A 20,935-nucleotide genomic window follows, 5' to 3' on the forward strand; every position below is an offset into this window, starting at 1 on the left:
ACTGTTTGTCGCTAGACTTTCCACATGATCCCCGATGCGCCACTCCCCGAGCAGTTCTGGTTCATGCTTCGCAAGGCCGCGACGATGACCGAACGCCGCGCGGAGGCCATCGTCATGAAGGAGACCGGCATCTCGCTCGGCCTGTTCATGGTGCTCAGCGTGCTCCACGCCAACACGGCACCGGTGACGCAGCAGGCGATCGCCGACCGCCTCGGTCTCACGAAGGGCACCGTCAGCAAGCTGCTCGAGAGCGCTCGGCAGGCCGGCTACGCCGCGACCTCTCCCTCGCCGACATCGCGTCGTGAACGCGCGGTCACCCTCACCGACGCCGGTCGGGCGGTGGTCGATACCGGCGACGCCGCCCTCGCGGCATCCGAACTCGCCCGTCACGCGAACGAGCACCCGCGGCAGACGGCAGCGACGATCCAGTCCCTGATGCGCTTCGTCGAGACACTGGAGTCGCCGGCGGCATCCGCCTCAGAGCCGGTTAGCATTCAGGAATGACCAACTCCGATCCGATCGACGACATCTCCATCGGCGGAGACATGATCCGCCTCGGCCAGTTCCTGAAGTTCTCCGGGCTGCTCGACTCAGGCGGAGACGCCAAAGAGGTCGTGATCGACGGCTACGTGACCGTCAATGACGAGATCGATCGCCGCCGCGGACGCCAGCTGCACGACGGTGATCTCGTCACCTTCGAGGGCCGAACGGTCCGCGTCCGCCCCTGACGACGACTCGCCCGGTATCCGCGAGCGTCGGGCTCGATCAGAACGTGCCGGAGAACTGCAGATTCCCGACGAGGGTGACCCCGACGGCGTTCGGCACCACCGTGATCGTGTACTGACTCCCCGGCACGAACGGCCCGGTGATCTCCACGTTCCCGATATCGCCTGACTCCGCGCCGGCCGCCAGCTCGTTCCTGTTCATCAGCGTGACGACGTTGCGTTCTCGGAATGCAGTCCAGTTGGCCGAGGCGTTCAGGAGCGTATCCTCGATGCCGTCGATCTCGGGCAGGAAGATCGTGATCCTCAGCGAGTTGATCGGGTAGGAGATCGTCGACGTCGCGCCGTTGTAGTTGGTGCCGGACAGGTAGATCCCGGCATTCGCGAAGGCGTTCCCAGTGAGGAACAGCACGCCCCCGTCCTGCTGCGAGGCTGCGGCGGCCGGGATCCCGATGCCGACGGCGATCACCGGCGCAGCCCATGCGGCATGCTGCAGGACGCCGCGTCGGGTGACGCCGTGCGTGTCTTCGGATTCGCGCATCTTCCCCCCGGAACGACCCAACGTGTTCCTCGAGTGTAGGTCGACCGGGCAGGGGAACGCCGATCCAGTTCCTCCTGACCCGCATGATCGGTCACCAGCCGAGCAGCGCGAGCACCCCGGCCGCGACGGCCGCGACGGCACCCGTCCACAGCACGATCGCGACGACCTGCCAGAGGATGACCCATTCCTTGCGTACGCCGGAGGCCACGAAGAACGCGGCCGTCAGCATCGTCGGCAGGGCGATCGGCGCGAGGATGCTGGCGCCCGGCACTCCGAACTTCACCAGCCAGCGGCCGAGTCTCGCCCGACCTTTCGAGCCGCGGGATTCATCCGCATCCGCACCCGGATCGTTCGCGCGGGACTCATCGGTCGCCACGGTCGTCGCACCGGCGTCCGCCCGGGCGGAGCCGACGGGGAGGACTGCCGGCACCGGCGCGACGATATCCGCGCGCGTCTCAGCCACGGCCCTCCGCCGAGCGACGACGCCGCCACGGATGCGTGAGCCGAGGGCGACCACCGCGATCACGCAGAGGATGTTGCCGGTCGCCGCGGCGACCGCGGCGACGATCGGATTGATGCCCGCGAGGATGCCGAAGGCAGCGGCCCCCTCCCCCTCGATGTACGGGATCGCCGCCACCACGGCGACCATGAGCGGTTGCAGGATGTCTGGCACCTGATTGATGAAGTCCTGCAGCCAGGGATACGGGTTGTCCATGATCCTTCTCTTTCGACAGCGGATGCCGCGCCGGGATCGGGGCGACACAGGCAGTCAAGACCGTGTGCTCACCACAGGGTCAAGCGGCGGAGCATGGTGGGCACCGCCCCTTGACCCTGTTCCGGGAACAGGGTCTTGAATGGATGCAGACATGACGAGAGGAGCTGACGGACGATGGCATGGAGCACACGTGAGTTGGCGGATCTCGCCGGCACGACCGTGAACACGGTGCGGCACTATCACCGCTCCGGGCTGCTCGAGGAACCGGAGCGGATGTCGAACGGCTACAAGCAGTACCGCGCGCGGCATCTCGTGCGCCTGCTGCAGATCCGCCGACTCCGCGACCTCGGTGTGCCTCTCGCGCAGATCGAGGCGGTCGGTGTCGCGAACGGTGCGAACGCCGCCCAGGCCCTGCTGGCGATCGACGCCGACCTGGCTGCCAGCATCGAACGACTGCAGCGGGCGCGGGCCGAGATCCACGCGATCCTGGAGGGGGCGACGGCGACCGACGTCCCGGCCGGATTCGAGGGCGTCGCGGCCGGCATGTCCGGCTCCGACCGGTCGCTCATGCTCATCTACGAGCAGCTCTACGACGAGTCGGCGATGTCCGACCTCAGGCAGATGGCGCAGGGCGAGCCGGACGACACGAGTACCGAGTTCGACGAGCTCCCCGCTGACGCCGACGAGCCTACCCGCCAGCGCCTCGCCGCGGCCATGGCCCCGCAGCTCGCTCAGCATCTCTCCGACTTCCCCTGGCTGATGCAGCCCGCCGAACATCTGTCGAAGGGTCAGCGGGTGACCCAGGAGACATTCCTCGAGACGTTCACCGAGCTCTACAACGAGGCGCAGCTGAACGTGCTCGGCCGTGCCAGTGTGCTGGCCACCGAGCAGCTGGCCGCCACCGCGAACAACGAAGGAGAACCTGATGGCGAATGACATCCCGCAGCCGGATGCGGAGCCCCAGCGCCCCGACGGCGAGCGGATCTCACCCGAACCGCTGCTGGTCGAGGACACCCTGTTGCTGCTCTTCCAGCCCGATTCGGGAACGATCGCCGGTGAGAACATCCTGTTCTCCGTACTCGGCGGCGCGCTGCTCGGCGACCTCGCCCTCGCGGGGCGGGCCGAAGCGGAGCAGCGCCGGCTGTCGGTCAGCGTGCACGCGACCGGCGAGGGTCCTCTGCCGGATGCGCTGCTCGACGCCGCGTGGGCGTTCGTCTCGCAGAAGCCTCGCGATGTGCAGACCGTCCTCGCCGCGATCGGCCCCGCGCTGCGAGGTCCGGTGCTCGACCGGCTCGTCGAGCGCGGCGACCTCTCACGCCATGAGAGCAGGACGTTCGGGATCTTCCCATCGACCAAGCTGGCCCTGGCGAGCGATCGCCGCGCGGGGCTGATCGCACGCGTGCGATCAGCCCTCGTCGACGGCGAGACCCCCGACGCCCGCACCGCCGCGTGCATCGCGCTACTCTCCGCGAGCGGCACGCTCCCCCAGTTCCACAGCGAGATCCCGTGGAGCGGCGACGTCTACGCGCGCAGCAAGACGATCGAACGCGGCGACTGGGGCGCATCGGCGGCGTCCAGTGCTGTGGCCCGCACGATGAATGCGATCATCGCGAACGCGGTCATCGCGGCGACGGTGCTGCCCCGGACGTGAGGCAGGTGCTCAGCCCGGGTCGCTCAGCAGCGCATGCAGTGCTCCCGACGCCTCGAGCAGGGCGACGCTCCTGCGGCTGAGGTCGTTCAGCCGCTCGGCGAGCAGGGATCGCGCCTCGCCTGCCCCGCCCTCGCTGCGGAGCTGGTCGAGCACGCGGGCGATCGTCGGGATCGGATAGCCGCCGCCCCTGAGTGCGGCGACCACGCGCGCCTCGGTGACCGCGCGGACGCCGTAGCGACGCGCCGAGGCGCCGGTCGCGCGACCGGGCGCGACCAAGCCCACGAGCTCCCAGTGACGCAGCGCTGACGTGCGAACACCGAGCGCGTCGGCCAGCTCGCCGATGCTCATGACGTCGATGCTCATCACGTCGCGGTCATCGAAGACGACGGTCGTGTCTGCGAGCACGGCATCGAGCCCGAGGAGCGCCTCTCGAACACGGGCGCGGGCGCGCGCGATGTCCGCGTGGAGATCGTCGATCCGCTCGGCGGCGATGTCGAGCGGTGCGGCGATCAACTCGGGCATGATGTGCCGCGCGGAGACAGGGCCGACGGCGGCCGCGAGTGCGCGATACGCGCGGAGCGCGATCACATGGCGCCCGGTGTAGCGCCGGTATCCGTTGGCCCCACGGACCGCCTCGGGGATGACGCCGAGGCGCTCGAGATCACGGACCTGCTGGGTGGAGTAGCCGGCAGCCCGCCCGATGAGAGCGGTCGTCATATCTCGTACTTGAGGGTTTCGGATGCTCATGCCCCTTTTTTCGTGCTGAAGTCCACATAAGCACATGAAGGTGACGATTGAGGAATGGAGATAACGGAGATCGTTGCAGCCGTCCGTGCGTTCGATGGCGTGCTGGTCGTGGCCCCGGACGAATCGAGCGGACTGCCTGCGCTGGTGTGGGGAGATGTGTTCCTGTACTTCGCGCCCGACGGCGTGATGCCGGAGCGCACCCAGCCCTACGCGACCATCACCACGAAGGACTCTCCCGATGATGCGGCGTCTCGGCTCGACGAGCCTGGTCGCTTCCGGGTGAACGTGCACGTCGGTCGAGCGCGCGCGGCTGCGCTCGCGGCGGACGACGCCGACCCCTCGGCATCCGACGCCTTCGCGCCGCATCCGCTCTACGGCGTGGCCGGATGGGTCTCCGTGGTGAATCCCGAAGTCGAGACGTCGGAGTTGCTCGTGTCGCTGCTGCGCGATGCGCACGACGCCGCCCGCGCGCGGTCGGCTCGTCGCTCCGGTGAGACCGGCAGGGGATGACGTGGGCTCACCGCAGTCCTTGAGCCTGGCCGATCGTCGCATCGTGGCCGCGTGGGCGGCGGACTGCGCCGAGCGGGTGCTCGGGGTGTTCGAGCAGGAGTCCCCGGCTGATGCTCGACCCCGCGACGCGATCGCCCGCGCCCGCGCCTTCGCGCGTGGCGAGTTGGATGCCGCCGGCGAGATCAGCCGTCGCTTCGTCGCCGGGCGAGCGGCGAGCGACGTCTCGACGCCCGCCGCCGTGGCAGCTGCCAGGGCCGCAGCGCAGGCCGCCGGCGTCGCGCACATGGGAGCACATGCCCTGGGAGCTGCCGCGTACGCGGCCAGGGCCGCCGGCCTGGCTGCGCCGGAGGACGCCGCCGGTGCGGTCGGCGCGGAGATCGGGTGGCAGCTCGACCGGCTGTCGGTCGATGCCGCGGATGCGCTGCGTCGACTGCCGCTGCTCGGAGCGGACTCCGCCGGCCCGCTGGGAGCAGGACTGCTCAGCACCGGCGGCCTGGCGGCCAACATCCGCGCGCTCCAGGCAGGACTCGCAGAAGCCGGGCGCCCGCCGAGTGCGTAAGGTGGGAGGGCTGTCGACGAGAGGTACCGGAATGATCGCGCGGTTCGAAGAGCTCGACTGGCAGGAGACGCGGATGGGCGAGCTCATCCTGCGTCGCAGGGCGGATCCCGTCACCGACGAGATGATCTACGAGGTGAAGCTCAAGGACGAGTATCTGATGTCGAGCCTCTTCACGGTCGCGGAGGAGGAACTCGCCACGCTCGGGCTCGCCGCCGCCACCGGTGATCGGCTCAGCGTGCTCGTGGGAGGACTCGGTCTCGGCTACACGGCGGTGACCGCTCTCGACGACGACCGCGTGGCCCGCCTCGAAGTGATCGACGCGCTCCCAGCGGTCATCGGATGGCATGAGCGCGAGCTGCTGCCGGTGTCGACGAAGCTGGTCGGCGATGCGCGGACCACGCTGACCAACGACGACTTCTTCGCGGTGGTGCGACAGGCCCCGGATGCCGCGGCTCGCCGTCATGACGCGATCCTGCTGGATGTGGATCACTCACCGCGCCACACTCTCGACCCGACGCACGCCGACCTGTACACGGAGGCCGGTCTCACCGCGCTCGCTCGGCACCTCGCCGATCGCGGGGTCTTCGCCCTGTGGTCCGACGATCCACCCGACGAGGAGTTCATGACGACCCTCGCCACGGTCTTCGACGACTGCCGAGCGCACGTCGTCGACTTCGACAACCGCCTCACCGGCGGCATCTCGTCGAACACGGTCTACGTCGGCATCCGCCGCTGAGCGCTGGGCGCAGTGGGATCTCCCCGCGCTCACGATCACCTCAGCCCGGGCCGTCGCTCCCCGCCGCGAGGAGCGCGACCACCACATCGCTGATCGGCGTCGGTATGTCGTGCGCTCGGCCGAGTCGAGAGATCACGCCGTTTCGGATGTCCCATTCGAGGGGCTGACCGGCTTCCCGGTCCGCGAGGATCGAGGTTCCGAGGTCTTCCGGGGATGTCTGGAACTTCAAGAGGATCTCATCGGGGACACCGTCATCGAGGAGTGCTCCCTCAGCACGGGCGACGGCGAGGCACTCTCGAAGATAGGCGAGGGACAGCCCGGCGATGTCGGAGCGTCGGAACATGCCTGAGCGGCGTCCGGTGAGAGCCATGAGTCCGGCCACCGCGTTCTGCATCAGCTTGCGCCACGCCAGAGAGGCGAACTCCGCGGAGGGTTCGACCGAGCATCGGGATCCGCGGAGCGCAGCCGCCACCCGGCGCCCTGCATCGTCGTCCGGCACCGTCAGTCGAGCCTGCCCACGCAGCCAGACCGCGCCATCCGGCTGCTTCTGGGCAGGGAACCAGACCACGGCAGGCAGCACCTGAGCTCCGCGAACGAGTGGTTTCACGCTCCGCACCTGCTCGACGCCGTTCTGGAGAACGCACACGATTGTCTCCGCGTCGCACAGTGCAGCCAGCCACGGCGCGGCATCCTCGATCTGCGTCGCCTTCACGGCGAGGAACACGAGGTCGACCGGGCCCTGCACCCGCTCTGCGTCTATGAGCACCGGACCGGGCACGTCGATGCGTTCGTCGTCCACGATCAGCTCGAGGTGCGCTCGGGCGGTGCGACCGTGAAGGCTCGGTGCGAGGCCGCGCTCGCGCAGAGCTGCTGCAACCACGGTGCCGATGGCGCCAGGGCCGACGACCGCGACGGTCATCTCGTGGGATGGGCTGCGCACGTCACCACGCTAGGGCATGGCTCCCGGTCATCGGTCGCGGCGGGAACGTCGTCTCGCGGTGGCCAGCGCGAGCACTCCGCCGGCAACCATGAGGCCGACGCCGATCCAGATCAACGGCACGGCGTGAAGCACGAGGCCCAAGACGATGGCCACAGCGCCGGCGACAGCACTTCCGAGGCCTTCCACGCCCGCGATGACCAGCTTCTTGTTCGGCGTGGGATTCAGGTCGGTCATCGAGCCCTCCACTCCCGCAGCTGCCCGATTCCTCACTCTACGACGCGGCCGGGGATCCTGCACTCAGTGTAGGTTGCGGAGCCAGATGGCGAAGATCCTGCTATTTCCGCGCTATTTGGCATCGATCTTGAGCGCCAGATTCCACGCGAGGTGGCGAAATCCTACATCCCACGCCGCCGCTAGCTTGTATGGGTAGCACGGACTAAGACGAGGCGTTGCCCCAAGCTGCACGCGGGCCGATGGTAGTGCCTACGTCAAGTACGCCGCCACATGAGATCGCGCCTCGCTCCGAGGAACACGCTCGGGCACTGCAAACGCTGTGGCGCCTGAGGAACAAACTACAGGACGCGGTCAGCGCTCAAGTCTGGCGCGACGCGGCTCGCACAGAAGAATTCAATGCAGCTGTTCTTCACGCGCTCCGGGCCGCGGAAGAGGCGAGCGCTGGGCAAAAGCGAGAACTCATCTGGTTCGGGTTCATCAATGGCTGGGTCCGGCTCGGTAGCGACCCCGAGCGAGACCGCTTCCTCCGGATCGTCGCGAATTTCGACCTCCAGCACTTCCAGATACTGGAGAAAATCAAGGAGACGTGACCGTAGCTTCTCGATTCGGCAGTGTTTGCTTGCTCGTAGGATGCCTATGAATCGGTCTACATTGATCCTGGGGGTGACATGGGTAGCGACGCTCAAACAGAATGGCGAAAGTCATGGATCTGGCTGCCCGCTGCAGTTGTTGCGGGCGTCGTCGTCCTAGTTGTTGGGTCATTCATTTCCGGCGGCAGCGGGGGGCGTCCGTCCGGTCCGGGTAGTGACCCCTCGGGAATCGCCACTACTGCGCCGAGCGAAGCAGCCGCTCCCCCGTCGCAGAAACCGGAGCCCGAGCCGGAGCCGACCAGGATGCAGGTCTTCACCCCAGTCCCGCTCACCCTCGATACAGCGGTAGCGTATGAGAGATGCAACGGGGACGGGCGATCAGGCTACTCCTGGGTCGACGAAATCGGTCCGCTGGATGGCGTCGTCTACACATCAGGACTTACCTGCCCCATGGGATACGCGACAGCTTCGGGCTATCGCGACTACCTCGTTCCTGCCGGCGCGACGCACTTCACGGCGATCGCCGGACAGCCCGATGACTCTGCGAACACCACCTTGGTCGTACGCTTCGAAGTTCTCGATACGACGTCCGGGACCACACTTGCGTCGCACGACCTCCCGTTCGGGCAACCGATGCCCATCGATGTGTCCGTTGACGGACTAACGAGAATCACACTCCGGCAGAGTGTCGTCGCATCATCGACCTCCCCCCGTGACCTCTGGGGAGTAGCGGGCTGGGCTGACCCCACCTTTGAGTAGGCGCTCTTGGAGAAATGGACTTATCTCCAAGGGTTTGATCTACGCACCCGAGCACGGTGTCGTTGCCTCCACTGTCTCCGGCATGGCCCCATTCTTCGATCGCCAGATCGAGGCGTAAGCCGACTAGTCGTTGCGCATCAGCAACGCCTTTACTTCAGCGAGCTCGGAGCGCAGCTGCTCAACCTGGTTCACCGTCGCATGCTCGGTCTTGATTGTCTGATCGGCGACCTTCTCGACGATCCATGATGCGAGAGTCGCGGTCACAGCGCCGATCAGCGCGATGCCTCCGACCATGAGCCCCGCAGCGACACAGCGCCCCATGAACGTCACCGGGTAGAAGTCGCCGTAACCGACAGTCGTCATGGTGACGAACGCCCACCAGAGCGCTTCTCCAAACGTGTCAATCGTTCCCTGCCTCTGCTCGGCATCCAGGACAGCGAGAGCTGAGATCAGCAGAACGAGCAGCGCCGCTCCAACGGTGTAGACGACCACCCTGCCACGGAGGATGCTCCCCGCCCCTCGCTGCACCAAAGCGATCACGGTGAGGAACCGCATAAGCCGGAGAGGGCGAAGCATCGGCAGAGCGACGATCGCCAGGTCTAGCAGATGCCGGTAGAACCATCGCCAGCGATGCTCGGTGATCGTGAATCGAACTAGGTAATCGACGAGGAACACGGCCCAGGTGACCCAGATCACCGTCTCAGCGATCGCGTCGACGGCACCGGTCGGTTTAGCAATGATCTGGGTCGCGTACGCGGCGAGGAACAAAAGCGCTGCGGCCGTGAGCGGCCACTCCATGCGCTCCGACCAACGGGCGAGCTTCTCCCTAAACATCCGCTCATCGTAGCGGCGTTCAGGACTACTTCAGGGGGCGCCGAAGCACCTCTGCAGCGTCTACGACAGCGGGAGTCGCGACGGTGAGAGCAGTGATGTCCTTGAGCGTAAGAGGGGCTGGGGAGGCCGCGGTCGACCACAACATGAGGTTCGTCCACAGAGGATGGTGATATGACCACCACTGCAGGGCTTGCCAGGTTCGCGACCCGTCGAGATTAGTCTCGTCAAAGAGAGCAGCAGCGCGACGCTGCAGCGCAGGGCGGTTGCGAATGACGACCTCGCTGGGACGCATGCTGATGCGCTGCAGATTGGTGGGATCGTCGAAGTTGAACACAGCCAGGTCGTCGGGCACGGAGAACGTCGCTAAGGCGCGCTGCAAACCCACCATGCCTGTCGAGAACATGGTTGGAGTCCAGCGGTCGAGATCCCCGAAGGTCTCCCCGATGGCGCCCTCGGGTGATCTCGCCAGATACCAGGAATCGTAGAGGTCGGCGTTATCCCATCGACCTCGACCCTGCGGCTTGTGCAGGTAGTCGGGGTGCCCGGACTGTCCAGGCTTCGCGGTCGGGCTGTAGAAAAACACCCGGTAGACGAGCATCAGGCAAATGCGCCAGCGGTGGCCTGGTCGAGCGCGTCGATCGCCGGACCCGAGCCCTGAGTGGCGATCACATCAATCGGGCGCGCACCGTCGAGGAAGCCGTTGCGACCCGTGAGCCAGGCATTCACGACTTCGTCATCACCCCAGAGAAGTCGGGCCCGAATAACTACGTGCTCAAGATCCACGATCGCTCGCGTATTCTCCGAGTTCGGAGACTCCTGCCCCTTAATCCACCTGGTCGGCTGGGACGTAGAGACTTTTAAGATATTCGCGAGCTTCGCGCGGCTCCCGAGCACCTTCGCCACAACGTTGGCTCGGTTGGCGATCTCAAGATCCACCACTGGATCAGCGAGTCGAGCCATCGCAGTGAATAGCACTCGATCGTCAGTGTTATCACTTTGAACCAACGCATCCGATCGTTGGACGATGCGGCCCGTGCCTGCGGGTTCCTTGAGCGACCAGCTGCCGCTCCGGCCAGCCTTAGAGAGCGCCTGCGCTGCTGCCGACGCTCCACTCCGACTCGCCTTGCCGAGAGCGCTGCTACGGAGAGGACGCCCTGCTCGAGAACTACGCTTCGCCATTCCAACAGTGTACGCCCAACAAAAATACTGGGAGAGCAGAGTCGAATGAAAATTGCGGTGCCTCGGCGCGGATAAGCCCGAGCGTCGCAAGCAGATGACCTTCGTTAACTACGCCACCTACGGCAAAAGCTACCCGTCTGGGCGCACGAAGCCGAGGACCACGAGCCTGCCGGCATGTGCGGCAGGGCCATCGGCGACCATGCCGGTGCTGCACACGGGGGGCGCTGTAGCCGATCTCCGACGAGCTCTGTGACGATCCGATCGACATTCGTTCCTTCGCCGATCAGGACGCCGCCTTCCCTGCGACCACCAGCGGCCAGACCGATGCCATCGCCATCGGCCCCCTCAGTTGCAGTACAAGGTCGCTGAGGGTGTGGGCGGCCGATGCGCCGCGGTCCTCAAGATCTCGCCACCACGCTGAACTACGAGATCGGCGTTCGCGAGGGGAGCGACGAGCTTGCGGCAGCTATTCAGGACGCCTTGAACGGCCTGATCGAGTCGGGGCATCCACAGACATGTTCGCCGAGAACGGCATAGAGGATCTTACGGTGGACGAAGCCACCACCAAGTCGGCGAATAAGGACGCCCTTCCAGCCGGTCACCAGCCGTGGTGGCCGGTGCAGCTTAACGGTCACTCCGGCCGCGGTACACCCAGCTATCCCCACGTTCGTGCTCGCTCCAAATAATGGTGCCTCACCGGACGTGAACGATCATTGAGCCCCGCCGCACCATACTTTTCGCAAGTCACGACGAAATCAGATCGGTTGCATATCTCGGACTTCTGACATCCGGCGATCGCGTCGCCGCTCCGATGAGATGTTGGCCGATAGGGCACATTCTTGTCGCCGACTCGACCGCGTACGCGCAACATGTCAGTTCTGCCAACTGCCTGTCATGTTCGCGCGGACCTAGACAACTTGCCGCGGATCCTGCACTCAGTGTAGGTTTCCGGTTCAGTTGGCGGAGATTGCCTGAATTCCACGGTAGTTGGCAGCTGTCTCGCCACCATGAATCCGCAAAGGATGGCGGATTCCTACGAGCGGTGGAGCGCCCGCAGCCCCGGCGGTTCTGGTGGCCAGCTCGCCATCTCCAACGTGGCAACGAGTTGGCCGAAGCTCTCGACCTTGGTGAAGAAGAGACCGTCGCCGCCGAAGTGTAGTGTCTCGCGTGCATCGCTTCTGCGAGTGACGACGAGCTCCGGTAGCAGGATGAACCCCTCCACTTCATAGCCACTGAAGTCGTAGTTGTCGCCGATTGGCGCGTTCCGGAATGTGGCGATGCGATCCCTCCACTCATCGAGTGCGGCGCTGAGTCTCTGCTCGCGGTTTCTTGCTGCGCGATAGTCGCCAGCCCGGTAGTCCACTCCGATGACGAACTTCTTGCATGAGATGAGGAACAGCTTTGTCATGTCTGCGATGAGGATCGCGTCGATGTCGGTCACGGGTTGACCGTTGAGGCGGAGAGTCTTGCCTCGGAGCTCACGCAATTCAATCGGTGGGGCGAGGACGCTCTCGTCGATGATGTTCTGGGTTGCGACCTCGAACTCTTCGGCGGAGAGGTTTGCTATCGCTCCGCCAGTGTGGGGCGAGAGCTTCAGGCCGTCCGTGACATGCCATGCATATGCCCAGGCGTCGACGAGAGTTCGGTGTCCGCGGTCCTGCATGATCGGTCCCGGAAAACTTCGACGGCCATGAGTGTAAAGAGCGCGGACGTTTGCCAGCACATCAGAAGCAGAGAGCGCTTCTTGCCCACTGTCCGCGAGCCAAGCGGCTGTGGCCTCATGGTGAAGCGTGTCGTTGATCTGGGTTGTCAGTACCTCGGTTTCGATCCAGAGGAGGCCCAGTCGCGAGAGTGTCGCGCCCGCCGCGTCGTCGGAATCTAGGACGTGACGAAGCAGAGCGTTGCCGAAGACGATGAGTGATGCCGTCGCGCTAGGGTTCGCAAACGACGCGAGCACCCCATGTCGACCGAGCACCGTGTACGTTTCGTCTCCGGTCGTGAAGGCACGGATAGTGAACCGGACAGTCTCCTCTACCGGTTGCGCGTCCCTGAACGGGCCTTCCCAGGTCTGGTCGATACCGAGTCCGTCGACGAATCGGTAGGCGACAAGCATCGGCGGGTCACCCTCGAAGCAGTCAGGGGTGATCTCCTGGAGGCGGGCCGCGCCGTCAGCAGTGCGCCATGTACTGCGCAGGTCGAACTCACGAAGGGCGTCACGAAGCTCGTCGCTATCGACGGGCCGGGGGCGCCGGCGGCGCCGAACTCGATACTTAACGCCCTTTGTGGCGCTGCGAACGGCGCCTTCGAGGCTGTCGACCATGCCCGCGAGTGCGAAGAGCTTCGCAAGCCGCATAGACACCGTCGTTGGCACCTGCGCTGATTCCACATCCAGACGCTCCCCGCGCGCGGTCCCGACAAGGTTCTCCGCGACTCGCTCAGTCGAGTCGCCCTCGTAGTCCATAGTCCCCGACTCGGAATAGCTCAGGGCCCGCGGGCTCAGGCGCCGAATCAGCACAAGCCAAGTCTCGGAGTCATAGTAGGTTGCCACCTCCGTTGCCGCATCGACCATCTTCCCGCGCAGCTCGATCATGTAGTCAAAAGCGGCCTCACCCTCGACTATTTCCCCGTCGTTCACACGCGGGAGCGAGCCCAGCAGGAGATCCATCGCCGCCCGTTGCGCGCTGGGGTAGCACCGTACGAAGGCTTCGTCGAACGCATTGAGGTCGGCGCGAACCTGTGGCCCGGCATGAGGCGGGGCGATGTCGATGTCGGGCGGCGCAGGAATAGCGACCAACGGCGCTGCAGGATCAGGTCGCGGTCGACGGAAGGAATCACCAGAGGGCATACACACATCGTGCCTGAGTCATCCAGCCCGCGGCACTGCCGCGACCATCCCCATTCTGAAACCCGCATCGAGCTCGGGTTCAGTGTTGATTCACGCTACTCGTTTGTCGTCTTCGCGGTACGGCGGATGCCTCCCGCCCGGAGCGATCTATCATCCAGATCGTAGAGTAGCCATGTGCTGGGATTCCATTCGCTTGATGCGCGTGAGTCGAATCTGCTGCCGTGGTTGTTCGCCCAGGCAGGGCACGACCCGGCGGTGTTCCAGCGTCTTATGCAAACCGAAGCGGCACGCGTCCGGGAGCTGCTGTCGCAGCGCGGGGTCCAGTACCAGGGTCTGAAGTCAGCACTCCAGCCGACCGACCGCGGTCAACAAATCGTGCTCCTCTACGACTAGTGGGGTGACACCTCCCCGAACTACGCCGTGGCCTTTGGTGAGCGCTACTTTCCGTTGCTACCCCCGAACTGCGCTGCAGTCTGCTGCACGGCGACTTGCACAACATCGGGAACTATCCGCTCCCGCTCTCGGAGTTACAGCGCCAACACGTGCAGCGCCGACACGGCGCAATCGACGACTACTCGCTCCTGGCTCCCATGAACTGGTCGACCTTGTATGGGGTGTACTTCAGCAACCTCAACCCCCGCGATCAGATCGAACGAGTCGACAAGGCTGAGTCCCAGATCCTCTTGCAGCCGGGCGAGTACGTGCGTGGTGAATAGCGCCTTGGCACCACCGCCATCCAGCGCAAGGATGCGCAGTGGGCCCGGCCAGGTCTCGCAGTTCGTCTGATCAGCCGGCATTGATTCAGCCTTCATCGTTTCAGACTACGAGAGGCTCCGAAATTCCCGGCTCGCCTGGCTCCTCCTGCACTTGGTAGTAGTGCCAGGTGCATGCCAACTAGCCGCGGAATTGCCAAGTTCACGCGGAACCTACAACTCAGTTGAAGTCGCCGCCGGGGGCCATGTCCATGAAGCGCGAGTAGTGTCCCTGGAACGCGACGGTGATCGTCGCGGTCGGACCGTTACGGTGCTTGGCGACGATCAGGTCGGCCTCGCCAGGACGCACGTCCTTGTCGTAGACCGAGTCACGGTGCAGCAGGATGACCATGTCGGCATCCTGCTCGATCGAGCCGGACTCACGCAGGTCGCTGATCGCGGGCTTCTTGTCGGTGCGCTGCTCAGGACCACGGTTCAGTTGCGACAGGGCGATGACCGGAACCTGCAGCTCCTTCGCGATGAGCTTCAGGCTTCGTGAGAACTCCGAGACCTCCTGCTGACGCGACTCGACGCGCTTGCCCGAGGTCATCAGCTGCAGATAGTCGATGATGACCATGCGGAGACCCTCGCGCTGCTTGAGTCGACGGCACTTCGCCCGGATCTCGACGAGCGTCATGTTGGGGCTGTCGTCGATGTAGAGCGGTGCATCGTTGATGCGGCCACGGGTCGCGGCGACGGTGGTCCAGTCGCGAGGGTCGAGGTTTCCCTTGCGCATGTTCTGCAGCGGGATCTGGCCCTCGGCGCTGAGCAGACGCATCGCGATCTCGCTCTTGCCCATCTCGAGGGAGAAGAAGACGGAGGGGATGTTGTGGCCGATGGATGCCGAGCGCGCGAAGTCGAGCGCGAGCGTCGACTTGCCCATGGCGGGTCGAGCGGCGACGACGATCATCTGCCCACCGTGAAGGCCGTTCGTGAGCTCGTCGAGCTCCTTGAAGCCCGTCGGCACACCGGTCATCGATCCGTCGCGTCCGCTCGCAGCCTCGATCTCCTCGAGCGCGGCATCGACGGCGATCTGCAGCGGAACGTAGTCCTCAGCGGTCTCTGATCCGGTGATCGAGTAGATCTCGGCCTGGGCGTTGTTGACGATGTCGGTCGCATCGCCCTCGCCCGCGTAGCCGAGCTGCACGATCCGGGTGCCGGCGTCGACGAGGCGTCGGAGGATCGCGCGCTCGGAGACGATGCCCGCGTAGTAACCGGCGTTCGCGGCCGTCGGGACGATCGAGGTGAGCGTGTGCAGATAGTCGGCACCGCCGGCCCTGCCCAGCTCGCCGGTCTTGATCAGTTCGTCGGTGACGGCGACGACGTCGGTCGGCTCACCGTGCGAGTAGAGCGAGAGCACGGCCTCGAAGATGAGCTCGTGCTTGGGGATGTAGAAGTCGGCGCCCTTGAGCGTCTCGATCACATCGGCGACGGCGTCCTTCGACAGCAGCATGCCACCGAGAGCGCTCTGTTCGGCGAGCAGGTCGTGCGGCGGCGTGCGCTCCGGACCGCGCTTTCCGCCGAGGCGCTCGTCTGAGATGTCTGCGATCGACACACTGCTCCCTTCGATGCGACTCCGAGGCTGTGATGCTCCGCCGAGAGGGCGGTGCGGTGTCGGCGTCAGGCACCCGACTGCCCCGAACACAGCGAACCAGATGCCCCCGACATTCGGTCGCTCGACCACGGTACGAGGGCGGCTTTCCACATGCAACATGGCCTGTGGATAACCTTGTGGAGAGTGTGCGGAGAAACTGGGAGTGTCTGTGCAGAACAGGTGTGGATAACTCCGTGGATGACTCGGCGAACAAAGTTTCTTTGCTCGCTTGACCTGGACTTTCGTGTTTCCCCAGCCTGTGGATGGGAAACAACTTCAATCCTGCATTGAAGGTTGCTCCACTCGACGTGGGGATGTGTAGAACTTGGGGAAAGTCAAGCTCGGATTTTGTCGGGCGCGTCACGCGATGTCACACGGAGATCCCGCGCACACACCCCCTAGACAGACAGTGGTCCCGCGAGTATTGTCACCGGCATCGATTCACTGTGGATCGACGGACGTTGGCCTTCGGAGGGGGAGGTGGACGTGGACGTTCGGGCTACCCGACGCGGCGTTCCTGCCGGCGTCCTCTGGGGCGCCCTGGGTGTGATCGCCTGGGCCGCTTTCACGGTCGTCACCGGCGGCGGCTCCGCGCACGCGGACGAAACGGATGACGGTCTGCTCGACCCGCTCACATCACTGGTCGGCAGCACGGTCTCCACCGCGACCGAACCGCTCGCCCCCGTCGTGACCCACGTGGTTGCTCCGGTCGTCCAGACCGTCGTCGCTCCGGTGCAGCAGATCGTCCCCGCGGTGACGACGCCCGTCGTCGAGGCCGTGACGCAGGCACCCGTGGTCGGCCCCGTCACCGCTCCTGTCGTCGCGGCGACCGCGCAGACCCTCGAAGCAGTCACAGCTCCGGTGACCGATGCGCTCATCGACGCCCCGGTCGCGGAGATCACGACACCGGTGGTGGATGCCGTGACAGACGTGCCCGTCGTCGGCGACCTGCTCGACGATCTCGGCGTGATCGATCTGGTCGGCACCGTCGTCGGCGTCGTCGATGACACCGTGGCCGTGGTGGGGACCGTCACCGACGAGACCGTCACCCCGATCGTCGATGCGCTCGATCCCGGCACGCCAGGCGTCGTGACGGCGCCCCCCACGATCGCACCCGTCTCATCGACTGCTGCATCGGCCGGCTTCACCGCCGCCGTCCTCGCATCGACGCGCAGCGAATCGCGCGCTGCGACGCATTCCGCCGGTCATGCGGCTCCGCCGATCGTCGAGGAGAGCTCTGCCCTGAGCGCATCCGACCGCGATCCGGCGACTTCCGACGCACCATCCGATGGGCCGCCGGCGGTCCCGCTCGCTCCGACGTCCTCCGCCTCTTCCGGCGGAGGCTCAGGAGCTGCCTCCTCGCGTCTCGGCGAGGTCGTTGCTCCTTCGCTCCCCTCGTGGGGGCGCACGGTCGGTGCAACTGACGACGACGTTCCGTCATCGCCGGTCGCCGACACCGACGTCTCTCCCGACTGACGGGTTGTCCGGTCGTCCTCCGCGGACGACAGATGCAGTGCTGCGCGCTCTCCCCAGGCGTGCGCACCCCATTCAGACAACCCCATTCAGTCAGGAGAAGGAATCATGCGTACTTTCATCAAGCGGGCCCTCTGGGGCACGCTCATCGCCGGCGGGGTCACCCTGCTCGGCGCGACGGCCGCGAATGCGGCCGAGACATCAGGAGATGACGGGCTGCTCTCGGGCACCCAGACGGTGGCGGAGGTCACCGCCCCGGTCTCGATCGTGGGCAACGCGATCTCGCTGCTCGGCGACACGTCGGCAGCCCCCGCGCCAGCTCCCGCACCAGCACCGGCTCCCGCACCAGCGCCGGTGGCGCCTGCCGCGGAGACCGGCGGATCCGATGGCGTCGCCTCCGGGTCGCAAGCCGTGGTGACCGTCAGCGTGCCGATCACGGTGGCGGACAACGCGGTGAGCGTGCTGGGAGACACCTCGAGCAACGCTCCGGCCCCCGCACCGGCACCGGCACCGGCCGCGCCGTCGGTGACCACCAACGGCGTCGACGGGCTGCTCTCGGGCACCCAGGCACTGCTGGCGGTGGATGTACCCGTCACCGTGTCGGGCAACGGGATCTCGCTCCTCGGCGACAGCACCGCCACCGGGACCGGGGGAACCACGCCAGCCGCACCGGCACCTGCTCCCCAGGCAGGAACCTCGGGCGACGACAGCATCGGCAGCGGCACCCAGGTCGTCGCGCCGGTGACGGCACCGGTCACGGTGGGCGGCAACGCGATCTCCGCCCTCGGTGACAGCACCATCACGGGGAACACCGGCACCGCACCGACGGCATCCGCTCCTGCCCCCCAGGCAGGAACCTCGGGTGACGACGCAGTGCTCGGCGGCACCCAGGCCGTCGCACCCGTCACCGCACCGATCTCGGTGACCGGCAACGCGATCTCCGCACTCGGCGACAGCACCATCACCGGGGCCGGGACCGGGGGAACCACGCCCGCCGCACCAGCACCTGCTCCCCAGGCAGGCACCTCGGGTGACGACGGCATCCTCGGCGGTACCCAGCTGATCGCACCGATCACGCTCCCGATCACGCTCGGCGGAAACGCCGTCTCGATCGTGGGCGACAGCACGGTGACCACGCCGGGGACCAACCCCGGCACGGATCCCGGAACCGACCCCGGCACGGATCCCGGAACCGACCCCGGCACGGACCCGGGAGCGGACCCGGGAACCGACCCGGGAACTGATCCCGGCACGGTCCCGAGTACCGGGACCCAGTCGGTCTCGGGCGTCACCTCCAGTGGCGCGGCAGTCGCAGGAGCGGCACAGCAGGGGCTGGCGATCACGGGTGGAGCGCCCGCGTTCCCCCTGATCGCGGCAGCTGCACTGCTGCTCATGATCGGAGCCGGCCTGCTGCGCCGTCGCGTGACGGCGTAGCCACGATCCCGGCCGGCGCTGGAGTCCTCGGGGGAGGAGACCTCGCGCCCGCCGGAGCGGCGGCATCCGTCATCGACTGACGTCGCCGCCTATCGCGGATGCCCTGTGGTGGTGCACCACGGGGCATCCGTCGCGCCCGGATCCGGTGCATCCTGCATGGAGCAGTGTCGGATGCCGGGAGCATCGGTCCGTTTCTCCCTACGTCCCGAACTTCTCCATGCAGCGCGTACGCCGCACACGCAGAACGCCCCCTGTCCCGAAGGACAGAGGGCGTTCGGACTTCGTCAGTTCCCTGCGACACGCGCAGGGAGGCGTCCGAAGGGAATTACTTGGCGGCGACGACCTGCAGCGTGATGACTGCGGTCACGTCGTCGTGCAGACGAACGGTGGCCTCGTGGTCACCCGTCGACTTGATCGGCGACGTGATGTGCACCTTGCGCTTGTCGATCGAGCCGAGGCCGGCGGCTGCGACTGCATCCGCGACGTGATCGGTCTTGACCGAACCGAAGAGACGACCAGCGGCGCCTGCCTTGACGGCAAGACGCACCTTGGTGCCCTCGATCGCGTCCTTCAGTGCGACAGCGTCGTCACGGTCGTGGATCGCGCGTGCCTGACGCGCGGCCTGGATCGATGCGACCTGCTTTTCGCCACCGCGGGTCCACGCCGTAGCGAAACCCTGGGGGATGAGGAAGTTGCGGGCGTACCCGTTCTTGACCTCGACCACGTCACCGGCACTACCCAGCCCGGCGACCTCGTTCGTGAGAATCAGCTTTGCCATCTCGATACCCCTTACCGGCCGGCGCCAGCGTAGGGCAGGAGCGCCATTTCGCGTGCGTTCTTGATCGCCGTGGCGATCAGACGCTGCTCCTGCACCGAGACACCGGTGATACGACGGGCACGGATCTTGCCGCGCTCCGAGACGAACTTGCGGAGGGTGGCGACATCCTTGTAATCGATGAGGCCGACCCGGATGGACTTCGCGGGAGCGGCGTTCTTCGCGCCCTTCCGCGGCTTGCGGCGGTCGCCGCTCGACTTTCCAGCCATTGTTGTTCCTTAAATGAAAGCGGCCCTTCGACAAGCTCAGGGACCCAGGGGGGCCAGGGCTCAGACCGCGGAGATGAGTTTAGAAGGGGGTGTCGTCGCCGAAGCTGCCCGGAGTGCTCCAGGCATCCGCGCTGGTCGACGAGCCGGGGGTTGACCACGGCTCCTCCGACACCTGCTGCGCGGGACGGGACTGTCCACCACCGGCACCGCCAGCACCACCGGCACCGCCGGTCGACGCCGCACGGGTGACCTGCGCGGTCGCGTACCGGAGCGAGGGGCCGATCTCGTCGACCTCCAGCTCGATCGCGGTGCGCTGGTTGCCCTCGCGGTCCTGGTAGGAGCGCTGACGCAGACGGCCCTGCGCGATGACGCGCATGCCCTTCGTCAGCGAACCGGCCACGTGCTCGGCGAACTCGCGCCAGACGGACGCGCGGAGGAACAGCGCGTCGCCGTCCTTCCACTCGTTCGCGGCACGGTCGAAGTTCCGAGGCGTCGATGCGATGGTGAAGTTCGCCACCGGCAGCCCGTTCTGCGTGTAGCGCAGCTCGGGGTCGGCCGTGAGGTTTCCCACAACGGTGATGACGGTTTCGCCGGCCATGGCGCTTAGGCCTTCGCAGCCTTGGCGGCCTTGCGGGCAGCCTTCTCTTCGGAGCGCTTGGCTTCGAATGCGGCCATTGCCTGAGCCTCTTCCGAGCGGAGGACCTTGGTGCGCATGATCTGCTCGTTCAGCTTCAGCTGACGGTCGAGCTCCTGCGTGGCCTCGCTGGTTGCGGTGAAGTTGACGACGGCGTAGATGCCCTCGTTCTTCTTCTGGATCTCGTAAGCCAGACGGCGCTTACCCCAGATGTCGACCTTGTCAATCGAGCCACCATCGTTGGTGATGACCTTCAGGAACTTGTCGAGCGTAGGTGCGACCTGGCGCTCGTCGATCTCGGGGGTCAGAATGACCATGAGTTCGTACTGGTGCGTCACTTACCCACCTCCTTCGGACTAGAACGGTTCCCGCGTATCTCGCGGAAACAGGAGGGTGTGTGAACGTGTCGCCCTGTGATGAGCACAGGGGCTCAGGGCAGACA

26 protein-coding genes are annotated in these 20,935 nt (G+C 66.0%); 10 read left to right on the forward strand and 16 right to left on the reverse strand.

Annotation, left to right across the window (positions count from 1 at the left end):
• Positions 1 to 24 precede the first annotated feature (24 nt).
• Positions 25 to 504, forward strand: coding sequence for a MarR family winged helix-turn-helix transcriptional regulator (locus V7Z82_RS10380; protein ID WP_334151104.1), 480 nt, complete (start codon positions 25 to 27; stop codon positions 502 to 504).
• Positions 501 to 728, forward strand: a complete 228-nt coding sequence (locus V7Z82_RS10385; RefSeq protein WP_334151107.1) for an RNA-binding S4 domain-containing protein — start codon at positions 501 to 503, stop codon at positions 726 to 728. Before V7Z82_RS10380 ends, V7Z82_RS10385 begins: the two co-directional genes overlap by 4 nt.
• 37 nt (positions 729 to 765) lie before the next feature.
• Here V7Z82_RS10385 and V7Z82_RS10390 read toward each other — a convergent pair whose 3' ends face one another.
• Both V7Z82_RS10390 and V7Z82_RS10395 read right to left on the reverse strand, forming a co-directional pair.
• Positions 766 to 1,263, reverse strand: a complete 498-nt coding sequence (locus tag V7Z82_RS10390; RefSeq protein WP_334151109.1) for a hypothetical protein — start codon at positions 1,261 to 1,263, stop codon at positions 766 to 768.
• Between the two features lie 91 nt (positions 1,264 to 1,354).
• The gene (locus V7Z82_RS10395) at positions 1,355 to 1,978 is read right to left on the reverse strand and encodes a small multidrug efflux protein (protein WP_334151112.1); all 624 of its coding nucleotides are present in this window, start codon (positions 1,976 to 1,978) and stop codon (positions 1,355 to 1,357) included.
• A 174-nt stretch (positions 1,979 to 2,152) separates the two neighbouring features.
• On the opposite strand from V7Z82_RS10395, the gene V7Z82_RS10400 reads away from it, so the two are divergent.
• Both V7Z82_RS10400 and V7Z82_RS10405 read left to right on the forward strand, forming a co-directional pair.
• Positions 2,153 to 2,914: a helix-turn-helix domain-containing protein gene (locus V7Z82_RS10400; protein WP_334151115.1), complete on the forward strand. Its 762-nt coding sequence runs from the start codon at positions 2,153 to 2,155 to the stop codon at positions 2,912 to 2,914.
• Entirely contained in the window at positions 2,904 to 3,629 is a 726-nt protein-coding gene (locus V7Z82_RS10405) for a GOLPH3/VPS74 family protein (RefSeq protein ID WP_334151117.1), read from the forward strand. Before V7Z82_RS10400 ends, V7Z82_RS10405 begins: the two co-directional genes overlap by 11 nt.
• 9 nt (positions 3,630 to 3,638) lie before the next feature.
• On the opposite strand, the gene V7Z82_RS10410 is transcribed toward V7Z82_RS10405, so the two are convergent.
• Positions 3,639 to 4,346, reverse strand: a complete 708-nt coding sequence (locus tag V7Z82_RS10410) for a MerR family transcriptional regulator (RefSeq protein ID WP_334151120.1) — start codon at positions 4,344 to 4,346, stop codon at positions 3,639 to 3,641.
• A gap of 84 nt (positions 4,347 to 4,430) precedes the next feature.
• Between V7Z82_RS10410 and V7Z82_RS10415 the strand changes: the two genes are divergently transcribed.
• From V7Z82_RS10415 to V7Z82_RS10425, 3 genes are read left to right on the forward strand one after another with little or no spacing between them, the layout of a single operon-like run.
• On the forward strand, positions 4,431 to 4,886 hold the full coding sequence (locus V7Z82_RS10415) for a DUF6194 family protein (RefSeq protein ID WP_334151122.1): 456 nt from the start codon (positions 4,431 to 4,433) through the stop codon (positions 4,884 to 4,886).
• Position 4,887: 1 nt separating this feature from the next.
• Positions 4,888 to 5,445: a putative immunity protein gene (locus V7Z82_RS10420; protein WP_334151124.1), complete on the forward strand. Its 558-nt coding sequence runs from the start codon at positions 4,888 to 4,890 to the stop codon at positions 5,443 to 5,445.
• 31 nt (positions 5,446 to 5,476) lie between these two features.
• Positions 5,477 to 6,181, forward strand: a complete 705-nt coding sequence (locus V7Z82_RS10425) for a spermidine synthase (RefSeq protein ID WP_334151127.1) — start codon at positions 5,477 to 5,479, stop codon at positions 6,179 to 6,181.
• A 40-nt stretch (positions 6,182 to 6,221) separates the two neighbouring features.
• Here the strand turns inward: V7Z82_RS10425 and V7Z82_RS10430 are convergent, their stop codons facing one another.
• From V7Z82_RS10430 to V7Z82_RS10460, 7 genes are all read right to left on the reverse strand, one after another.
• Positions 6,222 to 7,121 (reverse strand): oxidoreductase, encoded by a 900-nt coding sequence (locus V7Z82_RS10430; RefSeq protein WP_334151129.1) that lies wholly within the window; start codon positions 7,119 to 7,121, stop codon positions 6,222 to 6,224.
• A gap of 27 nt (positions 7,122 to 7,148) precedes the next feature.
• On the reverse strand, positions 7,149 to 7,355 hold the full coding sequence (locus tag V7Z82_RS10435; protein ID WP_334151132.1) for a hypothetical protein: 207 nt from the start codon (positions 7,353 to 7,355) through the stop codon (positions 7,149 to 7,151).
• A 338-nt stretch (positions 7,356 to 7,693) separates the two neighbouring features.
• Positions 7,694 to 7,912 carry a hypothetical protein gene (locus V7Z82_RS10440; RefSeq protein ID WP_334151134.1) on the reverse strand — a complete coding sequence of 73 codons (219 nt, stop codon included), beginning with the start codon at positions 7,910 to 7,912 and terminating at the stop codon, positions 7,694 to 7,696.
• Between the two features lie 915 nt (positions 7,913 to 8,827).
• Positions 8,828 to 9,538 (reverse strand): potassium channel family protein, encoded by a 711-nt coding sequence (locus V7Z82_RS10445; RefSeq protein ID WP_334151137.1) that lies wholly within the window; start codon positions 9,536 to 9,538, stop codon positions 8,828 to 8,830.
• Positions 9,539 to 9,563: 25 nt separating this feature from the next.
• Positions 9,564 to 10,136, reverse strand: coding sequence for an RES domain-containing protein (locus tag V7Z82_RS10450; RefSeq protein WP_334151140.1), 573 nt, complete (start codon positions 10,134 to 10,136; stop codon positions 9,564 to 9,566).
• Positions 10,136 to 10,474: an antitoxin Xre/MbcA/ParS toxin-binding domain-containing protein gene (locus V7Z82_RS10455; protein ID WP_334151142.1), complete on the reverse strand. Its 339-nt coding sequence runs from the start codon at positions 10,472 to 10,474 to the stop codon at positions 10,136 to 10,138. Before V7Z82_RS10455 ends, V7Z82_RS10450 begins: the two co-directional genes overlap by 1 nt.
• Positions 10,475 to 11,750: 1,276 nt before the next feature.
• A complete protein-coding gene (locus tag V7Z82_RS10460) occupies positions 11,751 to 13,382 on the reverse strand; it encodes a hypothetical protein (protein ID WP_334151145.1) in 1,632 nt (543 codons plus the stop codon).
• Between the two features lie 354 nt (positions 13,383 to 13,736).
• On the opposite strand from V7Z82_RS10460, the gene V7Z82_RS10465 reads away from it, so the two are divergent.
• Positions 13,737 to 13,955, forward strand: a complete 219-nt coding sequence (locus V7Z82_RS10465) for a hypothetical protein (protein ID WP_334151148.1) — start codon at positions 13,737 to 13,739, stop codon at positions 13,953 to 13,955.
• Positions 13,956 to 14,089: 134 nt separating this feature from the next.
• Here the strand turns inward: V7Z82_RS10465 and V7Z82_RS10470 are convergent, their stop codons facing one another.
• Together V7Z82_RS10470 and dnaB are read right to left on the reverse strand one after the other, a co-directional pair.
• A complete protein-coding gene (locus V7Z82_RS10470; RefSeq protein ID WP_334151152.1) occupies positions 14,090 to 14,374 on the reverse strand; it encodes a hypothetical protein in 285 nt (94 codons plus the stop codon).
• A 121-nt stretch (positions 14,375 to 14,495) separates the two neighbouring features.
• Positions 14,496 to 15,869, reverse strand: a complete 1,374-nt coding sequence (gene dnaB / locus V7Z82_RS10475) for a replicative DNA helicase (protein ID WP_045278470.1) — start codon at positions 15,867 to 15,869, stop codon at positions 14,496 to 14,498.
• A 525-nt stretch (positions 15,870 to 16,394) separates the two neighbouring features.
• On the opposite strand from dnaB, the gene V7Z82_RS10480 reads away from it, so the two are divergent.
• Together V7Z82_RS10480 and V7Z82_RS10485 are read left to right on the forward strand one after the other, a co-directional pair.
• Positions 16,395 to 17,384 (forward strand): hypothetical protein, encoded by a 990-nt coding sequence (locus V7Z82_RS10480; protein ID WP_334151157.1) that lies wholly within the window; start codon positions 16,395 to 16,397, stop codon positions 17,382 to 17,384.
• Positions 17,385 to 17,489: 105 nt separating this feature from the next.
• Complete coding sequence (locus V7Z82_RS10485; RefSeq protein WP_334151159.1) at positions 17,490 to 18,815, forward strand: hypothetical protein; 1,326 nt, start codon at positions 17,490 to 17,492, stop codon at positions 18,813 to 18,815.
• A 325-nt stretch (positions 18,816 to 19,140) separates the two neighbouring features.
• On the opposite strand, the gene rplI is transcribed toward V7Z82_RS10485, so the two are convergent.
• The 4 genes from rplI to rpsF form a co-directional block, all read right to left on the reverse strand.
• Positions 19,141 to 19,593 carry a 50S ribosomal protein L9 gene (gene rplI, locus V7Z82_RS10490; RefSeq protein WP_045278472.1) on the reverse strand — a complete coding sequence of 151 codons (453 nt, stop codon included), beginning with the start codon at positions 19,591 to 19,593 and terminating at the stop codon, positions 19,141 to 19,143.
• A gap of 11 nt (positions 19,594 to 19,604) precedes the next feature.
• Positions 19,605 to 19,859: a 30S ribosomal protein S18 gene (rpsR, locus tag V7Z82_RS10495; protein ID WP_141873525.1), complete on the reverse strand. Its 255-nt coding sequence runs from the start codon at positions 19,857 to 19,859 to the stop codon at positions 19,605 to 19,607.
• A gap of 79 nt (positions 19,860 to 19,938) precedes the next feature.
• A complete protein-coding gene (locus V7Z82_RS10500) occupies positions 19,939 to 20,457 on the reverse strand; it encodes a single-stranded DNA-binding protein (protein ID WP_334151165.1) in 519 nt (172 codons plus the stop codon).
• A gap of 5 nt (positions 20,458 to 20,462) precedes the next feature.
• The gene (gene rpsF / locus V7Z82_RS10505) at positions 20,463 to 20,831 is read right to left on the reverse strand and encodes a 30S ribosomal protein S6 (protein WP_028501153.1); all 369 of its coding nucleotides are present in this window, start codon (positions 20,829 to 20,831) and stop codon (positions 20,463 to 20,465) included.
• Between the last annotated feature and the right edge of the window lie 104 nt (positions 20,832 to 20,935).

It is taken from the genome of Microbacterium sp. (assembly GCF_036823965.1).
In the GTDB taxonomy this organism is placed as follows: domain Bacteria; phylum Actinomycetota; class Actinomycetes; order Actinomycetales; family Microbacteriaceae; genus Microbacterium.